The sequence below is a fragment of the Rhizobium skierniewicense Ch11 genome, assembly GCF_023757665.1.
In the GTDB taxonomy this organism is placed as follows: domain Bacteria; phylum Pseudomonadota; class Alphaproteobacteria; order Rhizobiales; family Rhizobiaceae; genus Agrobacterium; species Agrobacterium skierniewicense.
The window spans coordinates 1-16,200 of sequence record NZ_RXPG01000017.1 but is presented as its reverse complement, the minus strand read 5'-3'; the positions used below and the strand labels follow the sequence as shown (position 1 = coordinate 16,200).

The 16,200-nt window shown below is 57.7% G+C and carries 16 protein-coding genes; 10 read left to right on the top strand and 6 right to left on the bottom strand.

From position 1 onward, the window contains the following. Positions 1 to 2: 2 nt before the first annotated feature. From EKM04_RS13970 to EKM04_RS13955, 4 genes are all read right to left on the bottom strand, one after another. Entirely contained in the window at positions 3 to 749 is a 747-nt protein-coding gene (locus tag EKM04_RS13970) for a GntR family transcriptional regulator (RefSeq protein WP_183897946.1), read from the bottom strand. Between the two features lie 155 nt (positions 750 to 904). Continuing rightward, positions 905 to 2,035, bottom strand: coding sequence for a sugar phosphate isomerase/epimerase family protein (locus EKM04_RS13965; protein WP_183897947.1), 1,131 nt, complete (start codon positions 2,033 to 2,035; stop codon positions 905 to 907). A gap of 101 nt (positions 2,036 to 2,136) precedes the next feature. Continuing rightward, positions 2,137 to 2,991: an amino acid ABC transporter permease gene (locus EKM04_RS13960; RefSeq protein WP_183897948.1), complete on the bottom strand. Its 855-nt coding sequence runs from the start codon at positions 2,989 to 2,991 to the stop codon at positions 2,137 to 2,139. A gap of 3 nt (positions 2,992 to 2,994) precedes the next feature. Beyond that, positions 2,995 to 3,930, bottom strand: coding sequence for an ABC transporter substrate-binding protein (locus EKM04_RS13955; RefSeq protein ID WP_183897949.1), 936 nt, complete (start codon positions 3,928 to 3,930; stop codon positions 2,995 to 2,997). A 630-nt stretch (positions 3,931 to 4,560) separates the two neighbouring features. Here EKM04_RS13955 and EKM04_RS13950 point away from each other — a divergent pair. The 6 genes from EKM04_RS13950 to EKM04_RS13925 are packed head-to-tail and all read left to right on the top strand — an operon-like array spanning position 4,561 to position 10,517. Continuing rightward, entirely contained in the window at positions 4,561 to 5,676 is a 1,116-nt protein-coding gene (locus EKM04_RS13950) for an ABC transporter ATP-binding protein (RefSeq protein ID WP_412763002.1), read from the top strand. 19 nt (positions 5,677 to 5,695) lie between these two features. Continuing rightward, positions 5,696 to 6,736: an ABC transporter substrate-binding protein gene (locus EKM04_RS13945; protein ID WP_183897951.1), complete on the top strand. Its 1,041-nt coding sequence runs from the start codon at positions 5,696 to 5,698 to the stop codon at positions 6,734 to 6,736. A 9-nt stretch (positions 6,737 to 6,745) separates the two neighbouring features. Further along, entirely contained in the window at positions 6,746 to 7,573 is an 828-nt protein-coding gene (locus EKM04_RS13940; protein WP_183897952.1) for an ABC transporter permease, read from the top strand. Beyond that, entirely contained in the window at positions 7,566 to 8,387 is an 822-nt protein-coding gene (locus tag EKM04_RS13935; RefSeq protein ID WP_183897953.1) for an ABC transporter permease, read from the top strand. Before EKM04_RS13940 ends, EKM04_RS13935 begins: the two co-directional genes overlap by 8 nt. 29 nt (positions 8,388 to 8,416) lie before the next feature. Then, positions 8,417 to 9,841 (top strand): M24 family metallopeptidase, encoded by a 1,425-nt coding sequence (locus EKM04_RS13930; protein ID WP_183897954.1) that lies wholly within the window; start codon positions 8,417 to 8,419, stop codon positions 9,839 to 9,841. 1 nt (position 9,842) lies between these two features. Further along, positions 9,843 to 10,517, top strand: coding sequence for a flavin reductase family protein (locus EKM04_RS13925; RefSeq protein ID WP_183897955.1), 675 nt, complete (start codon positions 9,843 to 9,845; stop codon positions 10,515 to 10,517). 547 nt (positions 10,518 to 11,064) lie between these two features. Here EKM04_RS13925 and EKM04_RS13920 read toward each other — a convergent pair. Beyond that, positions 11,065 to 11,778 (bottom strand): type 1 glutamine amidotransferase domain-containing protein, encoded by a 714-nt coding sequence (locus EKM04_RS13920; protein WP_183897956.1) that lies wholly within the window; start codon positions 11,776 to 11,778, stop codon positions 11,065 to 11,067. A gap of 115 nt (positions 11,779 to 11,893) precedes the next feature. On the opposite strand from EKM04_RS13920, the gene EKM04_RS13915 reads away from it, so the two are divergent. Beyond that, positions 11,894 to 12,826, top strand: coding sequence for a LysR family transcriptional regulator (locus tag EKM04_RS13915; RefSeq protein ID WP_183897957.1), 933 nt, complete (start codon positions 11,894 to 11,896; stop codon positions 12,824 to 12,826). 3 nt (positions 12,827 to 12,829) lie between these two features. Here the strand turns inward: EKM04_RS13915 and EKM04_RS13910 are convergent, their stop codons facing one another. Further along, on the bottom strand, positions 12,830 to 14,239 hold the full coding sequence (locus EKM04_RS13910) for an amidase (RefSeq protein WP_183897958.1): 1,410 nt from the start codon (positions 14,237 to 14,239) through the stop codon (positions 12,830 to 12,832). Between the two features lie 108 nt (positions 14,240 to 14,347). Here EKM04_RS13910 and EKM04_RS13905 point away from each other — a divergent pair, with 108 nt between their 5' ends. The 3 genes from EKM04_RS13905 (at position 14,348) to EKM04_RS13895 (ending at position 15,741) form a co-directional block, all read left to right on the top strand. After that, entirely contained in the window at positions 14,348 to 14,911 is a 564-nt protein-coding gene (locus EKM04_RS13905; RefSeq protein WP_183897959.1) for a TetR/AcrR family transcriptional regulator, read from the top strand. A 159-nt stretch (positions 14,912 to 15,070) separates the two neighbouring features. Beyond that, positions 15,071 to 15,325, top strand: a complete 255-nt coding sequence (locus EKM04_RS13900; protein WP_183897960.1) for a FitA-like ribbon-helix-helix domain-containing protein — start codon at positions 15,071 to 15,073, stop codon at positions 15,323 to 15,325. After that, positions 15,322 to 15,741, top strand: coding sequence for a type II toxin-antitoxin system VapC family toxin (locus EKM04_RS13895; protein WP_183897961.1), 420 nt, complete (start codon positions 15,322 to 15,324; stop codon positions 15,739 to 15,741). The genes EKM04_RS13900 and EKM04_RS13895 overlap by 4 nt, the downstream gene beginning before the upstream one ends. Positions 15,742 to 16,200: the final 459 nt, after the last annotated feature.

The window sequence follows — 16,200 nt, the reverse complement described above, 5'->3', positions numbered from 1 at the left end:
GATCAGGAAAAATTCTCCAACACCGCCAAGAACGTATGCCGATCTCCCTGACCTTCTGTCAGCCTTACGCGCTCCTCGATATCGCCGAGGTGGTGATCCATCAACTGTTGCGCCTTGGCCAAGTCCTTTGCCTTCAATGCAGCGACGATCATTCGGTGGTGGTCGGCGCCGCAATCGTCCTTTTTGTCTTCTTCGTAGAGCGCCATGACGAGGGACAGGCGCGCGACGATCTTGGAGAGCATTTCGGTCATGACGGCATTGCCGCCATGCTCTGCCAGAACAATATGGAATTTTCCGGAAAGCACCGTCTTCGATTTTTCGTCACCGTGGTGGTGGATGTGCTCTTCCTCGTCGGTCAATTTTTCCAGCGCATCGAGTTGTTCAGTGGTGGCGCGGGACATGACAAGGTCGAGGATCGCGTGTTCGATCTTGCGGCGTGCCTCGAACAGAGCCTTGGCTTCTTCGATGCCCGGCTCTGCGACGAAGGTGCCACGATTGCGCTTGCGCTCCAGCAGATGGTCGCTTTCCAGCACGCCGAGCGCGCCACGAACGACGGTGCGGCTGACGCCGAAATGGTCGGCAATGGCATCTTCGAGGATTTTGGTGCCGGGTTTCAGCGCCCCTTCTCCGATGGCATTGGCAAGGGTGGTGCGGATGCGCTCGGAGACGTCGTCATTGGCATTTTCAGTGGCTTCTGCCGCGCTCGTTGCCTTGGCGGCTTTAGGGTTTTGCCGACGTGTCTTCTTCATGTCTTGCTCCGTACTCAGTCGAGCGGCCGGTCGCTCGATCTTATCACATCCATACACATATTGGTGCGTACATTGATACGCACTGGAAATCCACTTGATCTTGGGGTTTTGCACGAGGACGGCGGAGATCGCTGCCGTCCTCGTCCAAGACAATATCAAGCCGCTTGCCGTTTTGTGAGGGGTGCGGAAAGATCAATGCCGTTGTCGGCGCAGATCGTCTGGATATGCTCGGCCGAATTACGAATGAACGTTATCGCCGCGCCGAAGCCATAGGTCTGCTTTTCGTATGTCGGGTAGCCGTAGTTGTTTGCCTCATAGGTCTCCCAATCCGGGATCTCGTCGGATGCAACGCGCTTTTCGAAGGTGCTGACCAGGGAAAGATAGGCTTCCTGCTCTTCCGTATTCAGGTCCGGGTGGGCAGCGCGCCACGCGGGGTCGTCAATCTCGATGCACTGGCGCGGATTGGCCTTGCGCGGTTTGTCTTCGACGGAGGCTGCAACTTCCAACGAGAGATTGAGATCCGGGTTCGCCGTAGCCAGGATCGGAATGATCGCAGCAAAATCCACGATACCGCGGCCGACGGGGCGGGTCTGGAAATCAAGGCCTCCCGGTGCGTGGCCCACATAGGCGTCCTTGATGTGGGTCTGGCGAACGTAGGGCGCGACGCGTTTTGCGGCGTAAACTGGATGTTCGCCGCGCTGCAGGCCGTTGGCCGTGTCGAAGACAACGCCCAAGCAGTCCTCACCGATCTTATCGATCAATCGCACGATCTCGAAGGACGTGATCTCGTCATGGGTTTCCATATTGAGATGGACGCCATTGGCGCGCGCGACGGGAGCGAGCTTCAGCAACACCTTCTCGATTGCAAGCAACTGTTCGTCCCAGGTGACGTCGGTGCGGAAGCGGTCGTTCGCCAGCCTGCCACGATACTCGGATTTGAAGTTGCCCGGCGAGACCCATAGTTCGCGGCAGCCGATGGAAACGCTTGCCTCGATCATCCTAGTAAAGCCCAGAATAACGTCGCCATCTCCGATCGCGCGAAACTCCGGAGCCTCGGCGCTGCAATAGGGGTTGATCTTGCCGACGCCGCTTTCGATGTAGAGGCCGAGTTCGTCGGCCTTCTCGCGGATGGCGCGGAGTGCAGTTCTGTCGAGCATCGGACTCATGTCGAGAACTGTCGGGAAAAACAGGCCCGAAAGGCCGAGCTCCTTGACAAGGTCAAGGCTTGCGAGCGGCCCGCGTTTCACGAACTCGGGAAGTTTCTGGCTGTCGATACCCAGTCTCATAACGGTCTCTCCTTGGTGTTTCCTGGTGGGATGCGCTGCAGTGGCGATCCCTTGTTTGGTTGATTTTGTGGCGCCATTGTCTGCGCGCTGGCCCCACATGCTCAATTCTTGCAGCTGTTCGAGCGACCTTTCGGCGCGAGTTTCCGTTCCAGATAGTGCTGGCCGATCGATGCGACTGTGGTGATCCCGAGGTACCAAAGGGAGGCAACGCATAGGAGCTCGATGACCAGAAAGTTGCGGGCGTATATCGCCTGCGCCTGTGTCAACAAGTCCTGCATGCCGATGACCGAGACGATGGCACTCGCCTTCAGCATCCCGATCGCCTGGTTTCCAGTCGGCGGGACGATGAGCCGGACTGCCTGAGGGAGGACCACGGTTCGCAGGGTTTGCAATGGTCTGAGGCCCAGGGACGATGCGGCTTCGCGCTGTCCACGATCCACGGCAGTCAGGCCACTGCGAATGATCTCGCTCATATTTGCCGCCTCGTGTAGACCTAACGCCAGAAAGCCTGCGAAAGCGGGTGTGACAATGTCGTTTACCGAAACCGACCAGGAACCTAAGCCGATCTCAGGGACGAAGAGCGCGATGTTGAACCAGAAGAATATCTGGACGATCAGCGGGACGCCGCGGAACCACCAGACGAAGGCGACGGCGATCGCCTTGAGAACGATGTTCTGGCTGGTTGCCATGACGGCGACGAGACAACCGATGACGATGCCGGCGACCATGGCGCCCGCTGTCAGCTCGAGCGTCAGGACGACGCCGCCAAGAATGACGGGGTCGATCATGTAGCGCGGGATCTCGCTCCATTGGACGCTCTGATTTCGCCCGACAGCCAGAACCATGAGGGCCAGCACGAGGATCGCGATGGTTCCAGTTGTAAGTTGGCCCCACCCTACAGGTTTGCCGTTTAGCGGGGCGACGGTCATGCTGATCGGTTGAGTGAAGAGTGCCATAGCTCAATCCACCGGCATCGAGGCGGCGTCGTTGAACTTGACGGTCTTCACGGCAAGCGGCCCGAGGCTCCATTTCGCCATGATGGCCTGATACGCGCCGCTGTCGACCATGTGCTGGAGCGAGGCGATCACGGCATCCCGGAGCTCCGGATTGTCCTTTGAGACCAGCATGCCAAGATAACCGACAGCGAGGCGGACATCGGGCAAGGCTTGCAGGCCAACGCCTTTGCCGGTCTGCTTTTCGGTGGTGTAGACGCTCGTTGCATAACCATTGACGGTCGCATCGGCGCGGCCCGTTCGCACAGCCTGAAGGACGTCAGGCATTTTCGGGATTGATATGATCTCGATTGGCATGGTCTTGCATTTTGCCGAGGCAGCGACGACGAGCCTGTTCTGGAACGTCCCGACAGGCACGGCAACCTTCTTGCCGCAGAGGTCTTCCATGCTCTTGATGCCGAGTGGATTGCCCTTGACCGTCATGATGGTCGTTGCGTCATACATGTAGTCGATTACGTCGACCTGCTTTTCCAGTTCCACATCGTCATTGATACCGGAGAGCGTCATGTCGAACCGCTTGGAGAGCACGGCGGGGACGATGGCTGCGCCCGCGCCGACATTGGTCATCTGCACATCGACGCCAAGAATGACGCCTAGCGCTGCCGCGAGGTCGGCATCGATACCGATCAGCTTGCCAGCCTCATCCTGGAAGCTGATCGGCGGCGTCAGATCCGTCGCGACCTTCAGGACCTTCTTCTCCTTGATTGCTGCGGGCAGGCGATCTGCCAGTTGTTGATTGAATGCGACGCCTGGAAGCTTGGCCACATCCGCCTCCGGCACCATCTTTACGGGCGAGCCTTCTGCGGCGTGGGTGGTTGAGGCGAGCAGAACGAAGGCGATGCCTGCTAAGATGGCGGTAAGAGTTTTCTTGAAGCTATGCATGCGGAACCCCTTTTTCACATTTGTGTTGTCGTGAATTTTTAGGATTTCTCGATGCAATCAGTATGCCAGTTCGACCTCACTGCTCTCATGCGACTGTTTTTGCTAGATTCTTTTTTACATAGAAATCAGATGAGCATTCGAGTTTATTTTCGCATGAATTTTCGAAAGTTTGTGATGAGAGAATCATCCGCACGAATGCGCTAATTATTTTTTTGAAGAGGACTTATTATAACGCATTGATATTGGTGAATAATAATATTGACTACTCGGTACGCTGCGCTGTCGCGGCCCTGGAGAAAAACACCGAATTGACTCGCTTCAAAGGTCGAGGGAGAAAAAATCTGCACAACAAATCATCGTCTCTCATCAGAAATGCACAATAAATAAATTTTAATGAATATCATTTTTTTCATTATTGCAAAGTTACGAAAATAGATAAATCAAAAATAAATAAATAAAATCATATATTTGATTTCGTTAGGCGAACTCAATTGACGTAGTTGGCACGCCGATTGCAACTACCCTCTCATGACCCAAAGCGAACTCAAAATTACCGATCGACCACATCTCCGCTGGATACCGACGAGCTCGACGCGCTCGGCTATGCAGCCGCAACCCAAGGGAACACTCATGTCGCAGACCCCGAAGGCAGCAGAAGGCAGAGAGCTCAGCGTTCGTGGCTTGACCCATAGTTATGGCGGGCAGAACGCGATCAGCGATATCTCTTTCGAGGTAAAGGCCGGTGAGATCGTCGCGCTCCTTGGACCGAGCGGCTGCGGCAAATCCACCGTGCTGCGCGCTATCGCAGGCCTGATCCGGCCGAAGACCGGCGTGATCCAGCTCGGAGGTGAAGACCTTGCCAATGTTTCGGCGCGTGCGCGCGGTATCGGCATGGTTTTCCAAAACTACGCCCTGTTTCCACATCTGACGGTCGCCGAGAACATCGCATATCCGCTGGCCTGCCAGAAGGTGGGGCGCGCCGAGCGCCGCGAGCGGGTGGAGGAAATGCTGTCGCTGGTGCAGTTGAAGGGATTTGGCCATCGCCTGCCGCGTGAGCTTTCCGGTGGCCAGCAGCAGCGTGTTGCGGTGGCCCGTGCCATTGCCGGACGGCCATCGCTTCTGCTTCTCGACGAACCGTTCGGCGCCTTGGACCGGGCGCTTCGTTTCGATCTACAGGTCGAGCTTCTGCATCTGCAGAAGACGCTTGGCATCACCACGCTGATCGTCACGCATGATCAGGAGGAGGCGCAAAGTCTCGCTGGCCGTCTGGTGCTGATGAACAAGGGCAATGTCGAGCAGATCGACACGCCGATGGCCGTTTATGACCGGCCGAAAACGCTGTTCGTCAATACGTTCATCGGCCAGGCCAATGTGCTGCATGGAACGGTGGATCGCCTGGATGCCGAGGCAACCCTGGTCACGCTTGCGAATGGCAGGGCCCTCGTCCTCCCGCGTCGTCTAAATTTCACCGCGGGCTCCAAGGTCACGATCACCTTCCGTCCCGAAAACGTTCGCCTGTCTGCGACACCGAGCGCGTCGGCCCTACCGGCGCGATTGACGGTGTCCGTCCCGCTTGGACCCACCCTTGTCCACGATCTTCTTCTCGAAGACGGGACCAACCTTCGTTCCTCGGAGGTCCGCGGGCCTTCGGTCTTCATTCCCGCGCCGGGAGCACAGCTCTTTGCCGAGATAGACACCATGAGGTGTCACGCCTTTCCGAGCGAACCGGAAGCATTCCGTGAATAACAACAACAGAGGTGAACAGATGCAAGATTTCAACATCACAAGACGCCGTTTCGGACTGCTTGCCGCCGGTGCGGCTGTGGTAGCAACCGTTCCTTTTGCTGCCCGTGCAGCCGGTGGCACGGCTGTTGCCGCGACCTTTCCAGGCAATTGGGAAGACGGCTACCGTACGGTCCTGACGCCTCTCGTCAAGGAGGTCGGTTTCGACCTGACCGTCGCCCCGGCAATGGCGCAGGACCAGCTCGCCAAGGTCATGGCAAGCCCCGGTAACCCGCCTTACGACACGCTTTTGATGTCGCCCGGCCAGATGGCCATCGCCATCGAGAACGATCTCATCCAGAAGATCGACCCCTCGAAGCTCAAAAACTGGGGGATGCTCGATCCGGTTTTCCAGGGCGAGTACGGCCTGACCGTGACGGTCGAAGTCAACGGCATCGCCTATAATCCAGATCTCGTCCCGGCGCCGAAGGGCTACCGCGATCTCTTTGAAAATCCGGCTTACAAAGGCCTCGTGTCGTGGACCGGCTTTGCCTCCAATACAGGCGTGATGGCCTATACCGAGATCGCCAAGATTTTTGGTTCGGGCCCAACTGACATGGATGCCGTCTTCAAGCTATTCAAGGAGCATCCGGAACAGATCAAGGGCGTGGTAGCCAGCACGAACCACCAGATGACACTGTTCCAGCAAGGCGAAATCGCAGTCTTCATGTGCTCGACCGGCAATGTCGCCAAGTTGAAGGCGATGGGGCTGAACGCCGAATTCGTCCAGCCGGAGACGGGTTCGCCCGCGGCTCCCGTCAACATCCATCTGACCAAGGGCGCCAAGAACGTCGACGCGGCCTACGCCTATATGGACGCCGCGATCTCGAAGGCCGCTCAGGACAAGCTCAAAATGCCGCCAACCGAAATGTTCCCGACGAACAAAGAAGTGGAACTGACACCCGGCATTGAGGCCTATGTGAAGCGCGAACAGCTCGCCTCTCTCGTGTATCCGGACTGGGCGGCGATCAACAAGAACCGGCCGGAATGGATCCGCCAGTTCGACGCCCTCGTGGCCGGTTGAGGGTAAACCATGAAGGCGAGCGGCTTCCCCTACGTTATCCCGATGCTTGCGCTATCGGTGGCGTTCTTTGCGACGCCGCTCGCCGTCCTTGTCGGCTTCAGTTTTATCGGCCCCGACGGTCTGTCCCTGCACAATTACGCACGATTTCTTGGCGATGCGTTCAACTACCGCGTTCTCGTCAATACCGCCAAGCTGGGGGTACAGACTATCGTCACCACGACGCTGCTCGGTGTGCCGATCGCGCTGTTCTACTGGCACAGCGGCAAGACCGCACGCCAGATCATCATTTTCCTGACGCTGATCCCGATGTTGACCAGCAATGTGGTTCGGACTTTTGCCTGGATCGTTATTCTCGGGCGGCAGGGGCCGATCAGCACGACGTTCGTGGCGCTTGGACTGGCCGAGCGTCCGTTCACTCTGATGTCAACGGAACTAGGTCTTGTGATGGCCATGTGCCAGATCGACCTACCACTGATCATCCTGCCGCTGGTGGCGATCCTGTCGCGCATCCCCGTGACCTACACCGAGGCTGCGCAGGTTTCAGGCGCCGGGCCATGGCGCATTCTCGTCACGGTCCTGCTGCCGATGATGCTGCCTGGACTTCTGGCCGGGTGGATTCTCGTCTTTGCCAGCACCAGTGCCTCGTTCGTCACCCAGGCGGTGATCGGCGGCGCGCGCAACGTCTATGTGCCGCAATTGATCTACCGCGAGGTCGGCACGCTGTTCGACTGGCCGATGGCTTCTGCCATCGCTGTCGTGCTCCTTATATCGACCGGCATTCTTCTCGTCGGCATGACCATGATTTCCCGTCACCGGAGGCTTGTCGGCCATGCGTAGAAAATCCGAAAACCCGGTCCCTGCCATGCTCTACAAGGCATTCGTCTTCGGCTTCGGCGGCTTGAGCCTGATCTATCTGGTGGCCCCGATCGTCATCGCAATTACCATGTCGTTTACGTCAGGGCAGACACTCAAATACCCACCAGAGGGCTTCTCGCTGCGCTGGTATGAGGCGTTGCTCGATCCCGTCCGTTCCGGGACCGAACATATCGCCGCTGGCAACTCGCTCAAGATCGCAGGCCTTGCTGTTCTCGGCTCGCTGCTTTTTGCCGTGCCCGCCACCATTGGCATGGCGCGGATGCAACGTCGTTCGGTCAACACGATCGAGCCACTGCTTCTCGCCCCGCTGGTGCTACCGAGCTTGGTTTATGGTCTGGCCGCGCTGATCGTTGCCAATTTCGTCGGCCTGCAGCCATCGCTCTGGCTGACCGTGATCGGCCATGTCGTCGTGTTCGGGCCACTGATGTACCGCGCCGCTTCCGTTGTTGCTCAGGGCATCAATCCTTCGCTGGCAGAAGCTTCGACGGTGATGGGGGCTACATGGTTCACCACCCTGAGGCGCGTGATCCTGCCCCTGCTGACACCGGGCATTCTCGCCGGCGCATTCCTCGTTTTCATCCAGTCACTCGATAATGTTTCCGTCTCGCTCTTCCTCGCTGATGCCCAGACGACGGTGCTGCCGCTCAGGATGTTCGCCCTTATCGAAGAATCGCTCGATGTGCGGGTGGCTGCCATGTCTGGCCTGCTGATCGGTGTGACGCTGATCGTCATGTTGGTGGCAAGGCGGGTGCTGGCACCGACACGTCAGGCCTGATCGAAATTCAAAAAATCGGAGAAACACCCATGAATTTATGTGCCGAAAAGACCGGCTCCTACCGCGTCGGATCATTGCTAGCGGATTTCCAGCCTGATTTCGATTTCTCCGCACCATTGCCTCTACCGGTCGAGGAATTCGAGGATCGTCTGCGGCGCATCCGCCGGCAGGCGGTGGAGGCCGGACATGACGCGCTGATCGTCCATACTGGCGGTGTGGGCTGGTTTCACATGTCGAACCATTATCTGCGCTATATTTGCGACTGGATGCGGGAAGGCGTGCTGATCATCCCGACCGACGTCGACAAGCCCATGGTCTTGCTGTCCTTCTTTACTCAGTCCGTCCTTCTGCCGCCAGGCGGCGAACCCGTTCTGGTAGAGGACATCTGGCAGATCGGCCCGATCGGCCGGGAATATGCCGACCGTCCCGGCGACAGCGTCATCAAGACCGCGGAAAAATGTGCCGAACTGCTGGCCGGGATGGGGCTATCCAAAGCCCAGATCGGCCGCATTGGTGACCGCACCTCGCTGACCTTCTGGGCAGGTCTCGACACGTTGATGCCAAGCGTAAAATTCGTCGCGGACAATGCCATTCTCGACCGCATGCAGAAGGTGCGCTCGCCACGCGAGATCGAGATGTTTCGGGCTGCCGCCCAATTGGTCAGCATCGCCACGCAGGCGGCGTATCATGTGGCAAAACCCGGCGTGACCGACCACGAGATTTATGCGGCCTTCACCCAGGCGCAACTCTCCTTCGGCGGCGAGACCGGTGACGGTTACCAGATCGGTATTAACGAGTTTGGCACCCATTGTGGCAAGCCTTATGGGCATGTGGTGCGACCTGGGGACCTGATCAATCTTTACGTCTCCAATGTCACCTATCGTGGCTACACCGCGCAGACCGCTCGGATGATCGCAATCGGCGAGATTACCAAGCACCAGGAAGAGGTGCTCGCCGCCTGCACCGAAGGTGTGAAGCGTGCGGAAAAGCTGATCCGCCCCGGCGCATTGATGCGCGATATCAACAATGCAGCCTTCGAACCGATGATCGAGCGCGGTATGCTGGCGTCGCCGGAAGCGCGCACCATGCCCTATAACTGGGCGCCGATGGATGACAGCAGCGCGAGGCTTATCCCGCGCCAATATGTGAAGAACATCGACTGGGAAGCGCAGGGCCGCACACTCATGCATGTCTATCCGGCGACGCATGGCCCGCATAATCCAAATCTAGGCCATTCGGTCGGGATGGCCGGCGGCCAGAACAGCTTCAACATATCCTCCCATAACTACGATCGGATGGAGGAGGGAATGGTCTTCGTGCTCCACACGCAGTGGCTTGAGCCGCTCTCGGCCGGCTGCAATGTTGGTGACATGTATGTCGTGACCAAAGACGGGTTTGAAAACCTGTCGCGCCACACTCCGCTTGAAACCCATCGCATTACTGCCGAGGCCTGAAATGACCGACACGACCCCTGCCCACACCCATTTCGATTTCGCCAGGCTTACCGAGCGCGAGCGCTACAAGATCCTGATCGGCACGGTGATCCCGCGTCCGATTGCGCTTGTGACAACGGTCGACAGAGAAGGCCGCCCCAATGCCGGGCCGTTCAGCTTCTTCAATGTACTGACCCATGATCCGGCAATCGTTGCGATCGGCGTCGAGAATTACGCCGACATGCGCTTCAAGGATACGGCGCGCAACATTCGCGAAACCGGCGAATTCACCGTGCATATCTGCGACAGCGCACTCGTGGACCAGATGGAGATATGCGCCATTAAATTCGGTCCCGACATCAATGAGATGGAGGAGGCGGGTCTCGAAACCGTGCCGGGTGAAATGGTGGCTAGCCCACGCATTCTCGCAGCGCCCGCAGCGCTTGAGTGCCGTCGTCATACCACCTTGCAGGTAGGTCCCGCCCGCGAGATCATCCTGGGCGAAGTCGTCGGCGTCTTCGTGCGTAGCGAGGCAGTAAACACGTCCAATCTGCATATCGACCAACAGATGATGGACGCCGTTGGCCGCATGGGCGGACATACCTATGCTCGCACCCGCGACCAGTTCGACATCAAGACGCTGACGCCACAAGAATGGGAGAGCCGGAAGATTTTTGGGGTCGACGCGGCTGAGTAAAAGCTTCGATAACTAGCGGCCTGTTTGGTCGTTAGCTCGCATAGTTCAGGATCTGATCGTCGCCGATTTTCTGCGATCAGCCATTCCTCTAGTAAACGCGGAGCCGGGCACGATTTCCCGGTACGCAATCCAGGAAGGTCCAAGTTCGTTCGCTATCTTCGACACTTTTGACGATAAGGGCGGACGGGATGCCCACTTGAATGGCCAAGCCGCCACAGGTCCATAAGTTGGCTATAATAGCCCACAAACGGTCATGAGCGCCAAAATCTCAAGTTCTGACGGAGTAGCTGAACCTCTAAACTCCCAAGGGGTTGGGCCTCCGTTAGGTCACATTAGCCCGACGTTTGCATGAGCGGGATGGCGAGACCCTAGACGGCATGACCTGCTTGATGGGCAACGACTTCAGCGCTGACGGCTCGATTGACTCGATTGACTTGATTGTCAGTTGAATCGGATGAGTCGTTCGAGATATTGTGCCGTCAGGCTATTTCTGCAACGGCGGGAAGAATTGCGGGTAGTACGACGCGGGCCGCTCCGACGGACACATTCAGTCGGAGAGTGCCCGCTGGCCGGTCAAGGAAGCAGTCTGCAAGATATTGATAAGGATCTGTGCAGTCTCAACGGAGGAGCCGGGGTTCTGGCCAGTAATCAGGAGCCCGTCCTGGACAGCATAGGATCCCCAGTCCGCCCCGCTGGAGTAGACGCCGCCATTCTGCTTCAGCACATCCTCGACGAGGAACGGCACGACGTTGGTCAGGCCGATGCCGTCTTCTTCGGTGTTTTTGAAACCGGTCACCTTTTTGCCCCTCACCAGCGGCGCGCCGTCGGCGGCCTTGACGTGGCGCAGAACACCCGGCGCGTGGCAGACGAAGGCGACCGGTTTTTCGGAGCGATACAAGGATTCTATGATCGCGATCGAGTCCTTGTCTTCCGCCAGGTCCCAGAGCGGTCCATGGCCGCCTGGGTAGAAGACGGCGTCAAAATCATCCGGCCATACGGAGGCAAGCGGCACGGTTGATGTCAGCACGGCCTGCGCGGCCGGATCGGCGTGGAAACGTTTCGTCTGCTCGGTCTGGAAGTGCGGTTCGTCGCTCTTTGGATCTAGCGGCGGCTGGCCTCCTTTCGGTGAGGCGACTGTGATGTCGGCGCCGGCTTCAAGGAAAGTGTAATAGGGCGCGGCGAATTCTTCGAGCCAGAAGCCGGTCTTGTGGCCGGTGTTGCCGAGCTGGTCGTGCGAGGTGAGAACCATGAGGATTTTCATTTGGCGGATCCTTCCGATCTGTCCGACTGTTCGGATGAGAGAAAGATGCACCCTCGATAGACATTTCGGAAATTTATCTTCTTGATTTCAGATATATCGCCAGCAATATGACTGAATGAAGTACGATCTGAACCTTCTGCCTGTCTTCCTGACCCTCATGGACGAGCGCAATGTCAGCCGTGCCGCAGAGCGGCTCGGAATGACCCAGCCCGCTTTGTCAAATGCACTGAACCGATTGCGCGACACACTTCGCGATCCGCTCTTCATCCGCGAGCGGTACGGTATGAAGCCGACACAGACGGCCAAGGAGCTTGCGCCGATCGTGCGTGCGGCGCTCTCCAGCCTGGACGACGCAATCGGCGGACAGCAGGCGTTCGATCCGGCTCTCGCGACGCGCCAGTTCACTATTGCTCCCAACAGCTATGTCGAGATCGTTTTGATGCCGATCATCGTTGCTCGGCTGAAGGATCTCGCGCCGGGTATCCGGTTACGTCTGATACCCTTCGGTAACGATCTGGTAGAGACCGGAGCAGTATCCGGCGCGACGGAAATGGTGCTCGGCAGGATTGTTGATCCGCCGGACAACATGGTGGTGCAGCACATCATGGACGATGGCCTCGCCTGCGTTGTGCGAAAGGATCATCCGGATGTGAAAGATCAATTGTCGCAAGAGCAGTACGAGAATATGAAGCACGTCAACGTGCTGCCGCCCGGCCGGATGCGCATCGGCCTGTTCCAGGCGTTACAGCAGACTGGCCTCAAGCGCCAGGTGGCCGTGTCGGTCACGCACTTCCTAGCGGTTCCGGAAATGGTCGCCGTCAGCGATTACTGTGCGACGCTGCCGCGCCTGATCTGCGAGCGCCTTGCGCGCGACGAAAGGCTCAAAACATTGCCGGCGCCTGTCGATCTCGGCACCTTTCCTGTAGAGCTCGGCTGGCATGTTCGCTACCGCAGCGACCCGGCACACAGATGGCTGAGGTTTCTGATCGCCGAGGTGGCGAAGGAGCACGGTCTTCCACTGGAGAAGGCCGTGCCCGATAGACAATAGCGCTCAGAGCGTGGGACGCAGGCCGCGCGTCGCGCTTACGGCCTCCAAGAGGGATGCGACGTGCAGGATCGTTGACTCTGCCTGCCACTTGCCGACAATCTGGACGTTGATCGGCAGACCTTCCCTGCTTGTTCCGAACCGCATTGAAACGCCTGGGAGACCCGTGACATTGAGAGGTACGGTAGCGCCCTGGAGGTAGGTTGCGTCGACTGTCTGACCATCGATGACAAATTCCTCGACGCCATGCTTGTGGGCTGGAATTGGCAAGACGTGGGTGATGAGAGCGTCGTAGCGGGAGAAGTAATCCGCATAGCCATCTCGTAAGCGCTCGGCGGCCTGTTCGGCATCGATGTAATCCTCCATGGAGGTGTCGGGCAGGGACAGCATTGTTTTTGCCATCTTGTAAAGCTCGTCTTCCCGACGACCTTCGGTCGCTTCGCGGAAGGCTGGCTTCATTTCCATGACATGGAGACGGTTAAATACGTCAAGTGCGAAATCCTTCTCCAGGGCGGGGATGCCGACATGCTCCACCGAGATACCCAGGTCTTTCAACGCTCCGGCAGCAGCCTTGACGGTGGTGGTAACTTCGGGATCGACAGGGCCGAATCCTGGTCCTACCATCCAACCCACGCGAAGCTGGCGATATGGCTGTCGGCCAATGCCGGCATCGAAGGGTACGGTACTTGAGGAGAAAGCATCCTGTCCGTCGGCTCCGGCGAGTTGAGAGAAGGCCAGTGCGATGTCACGCACTGAACGAGCCATTGGGCCAACGTGCCAGAAGCGGCGCGGTGCACGCGGCCAGATGCCGGTCATCGGCACGCGGCCATGGGTCGCTTTCAGCGAGGTGATTCCGGTCTGTGCAGCAGGACCGCGGACGGAGATTGCAAGGTCAGTTCCCAGACCGATCGGCGACATGCCTGCAGCGATGGCAGCGGACTCCCCACCGCTCGAACCGCCTGGCGTGCGCTCCAAATCCCATGGATTGTTGGAACGCCCGGACAGCAGGTTGTCGCTCTCGATCCAATAAGAGAATTCCGGAAGGTTGGTCTTGGCAAGAAGGATACCGCCTGCCTTCTTCATGCGTTCGACGCTTGTCGCATCGCGATCGGGGGTGCGGCCCTTAAAGATCGGTGAACCACGCTGAGTGAGGACACCGGCAGTGTCGATCGAATCCTTGACGGTGAAGGGCACGCCATGCAGTGGCCCCAGTTCCTCACCAGCACGAATTGCGGCTTCAGCTTGACGGGCTGCTTCAAGCGCACCGTCAGCGACAGTCACAATCGCCTTGACCTGGGGGTCGACTGCGTTGATGCGGTCGAGATGGGCTTGCACCACTTCGACAGGCGATAGGTCTTTATTGCGAATGAGTTCTGCCAGCTTGCTGGCATCGGAAAAAATCAGTTTGTTGCTCATAACACTCTCTCTAACTAACGATTGGTAGGTTTGAAATAGTTAGGACTTTACATTTCATTCGTCAACCCCTATCTAACATTTGTTAGCTTGGGACGAAGGAGCGATATTTTGAGCGGCAATGCCAGAGAGGCTATCCTTGCAGCGGGACGACTGAGCGCTCAGGCGCACGGCTATGGGGGACTCAACATGCGCGAACTGGCAGCCAAAGTCGGCATCAAAGCTGCCAGCATTTACCACCACTTTCCGAGCAAAGCGGATCTCGCAGCCGCGATTGCCGAGCGTTATTGGCAGGATACAAAGGCTTGGCTTGTAGAGGTCGCCGACGCGGAGGGTGATCCGACGGCTGCTCTGCGAAAGTATCCCGAGACGTTCCGGATGTCGCTGGAGAATGGCAATCGCCTTTGCCTCGGTAGCTTTCTCGGCGCAGAATATGACGATCTTCCCGAACCGGTCCGAAAGCAGGTGCAGACCTTCGCGAACGTGAACATCGCCTGGCTTGCGGAACGGCTTATCGACGCCGGTCTGACAGATGAGACGGCGAGCAATTCGAGGGCGAGGGCGATCTTCGCCGCCGTCGCGGGAGCGCAGCTCCATGCCCGCAGTCGGTCCGACGTTGCGCTTTTCGACGCGATGATCGATAGCTATAAAGAAGTGGGCTTGTTGCCAGGTTGACAAGTTTCAGTCGGATTCCCCTAACGGGTCGATGGTTCGTGTCCTATTAAGGCGAACGACCGCGCACAATTACCCGTGTCCTTCTCATAGTACGACTTGAGAACGCTATCATTTCTGTGGTATTGATATCACAATAAAGATGTTGATAGGATTGGATAAATGGCGGCGGTGACCATAAGAAACCTCTCTGATGAAACTCATCGGGCGTTACGCGCAAGAGCAGCTTACCACGGTCGTAGTACGGAGGCCGAAATTCGTGACATTCTCGAAGCCGCTGTTCGTCCATCTGGACGCGTGAAACTCGGCTCGCTTCTCGCGGCCATTGGCCGTGACGCCGAAATGTCAAACAGCGACGTCGAAGCGCTGCAACAACAGCGCGACAGGACTCCGGCAGTACCGATGACTTTCGAATGATCTTGCTAGACACTAATGTAATATCTGAGCCTTGGAAGCCGGCTCCTGACACCGCTGTGCTGGCTTGGCTGGATGCGCAGGCCATCGAAACGCTATTCATTTCTGCTATTTCAATTGCCGAACTTCGTTTCGGGATTGCCTCAATGCCATCGGGGAAGCGCCAGACAATTCTCCACGATCGCCTTGAAGGTGAAGTTCTACCGATTTTTGACGGGCGCATTCTGCCTTTTAACGCAGGTACGTCCCAGTTCTACGCGGACCTGATGGCCAGCGGCCGAACATCCGGAAAGGCGATCGGGAAGGCTGATGGACACATTGCTGCTACGGCTGCAGAAAGCCATCTCGCGGTCGCGACGCGAGATACAAGCCCATTTGAAGCAGCCGGATTGAGAGTTATCAATCCCTGGGCCGCCTAAGCCTTTAAAATTGCAGGTCGCTGGTTCGACTCTCATCAAGGCGAAGCGCCACGAACGACCCGTAGTAAGATACTGATCTATATATGATAAAGGACATTATCACATATAGATCGACCGGCAATGCACCGGCGTAGGGATGCCCTGTTATCTCAACTCTGCGCGGGGCAAGCGGCCGATGAACCTGTCGAATACTGCAAGATCATATCGATGAGGGACGCCGGTCGTCGCGATCGGCGGAGGTGTTTGCAGCAAATCTCAGACCACACTATCGGGTATCGCCTCCGCAATCGTCTCATACCACCGGACCAGGGAGCCGTGCTGACCTTGCCCCGTTGAAATAATCCATTTTGAAGTAAGCTCTGGCCCATTGAGAGGACCAGGGAATGAAGCGTAACCGTTTTACAGACGAACAGATCATCGGCATTCTGAAGGAGCACGAGGCGGGCGCGCCGGTCTCGG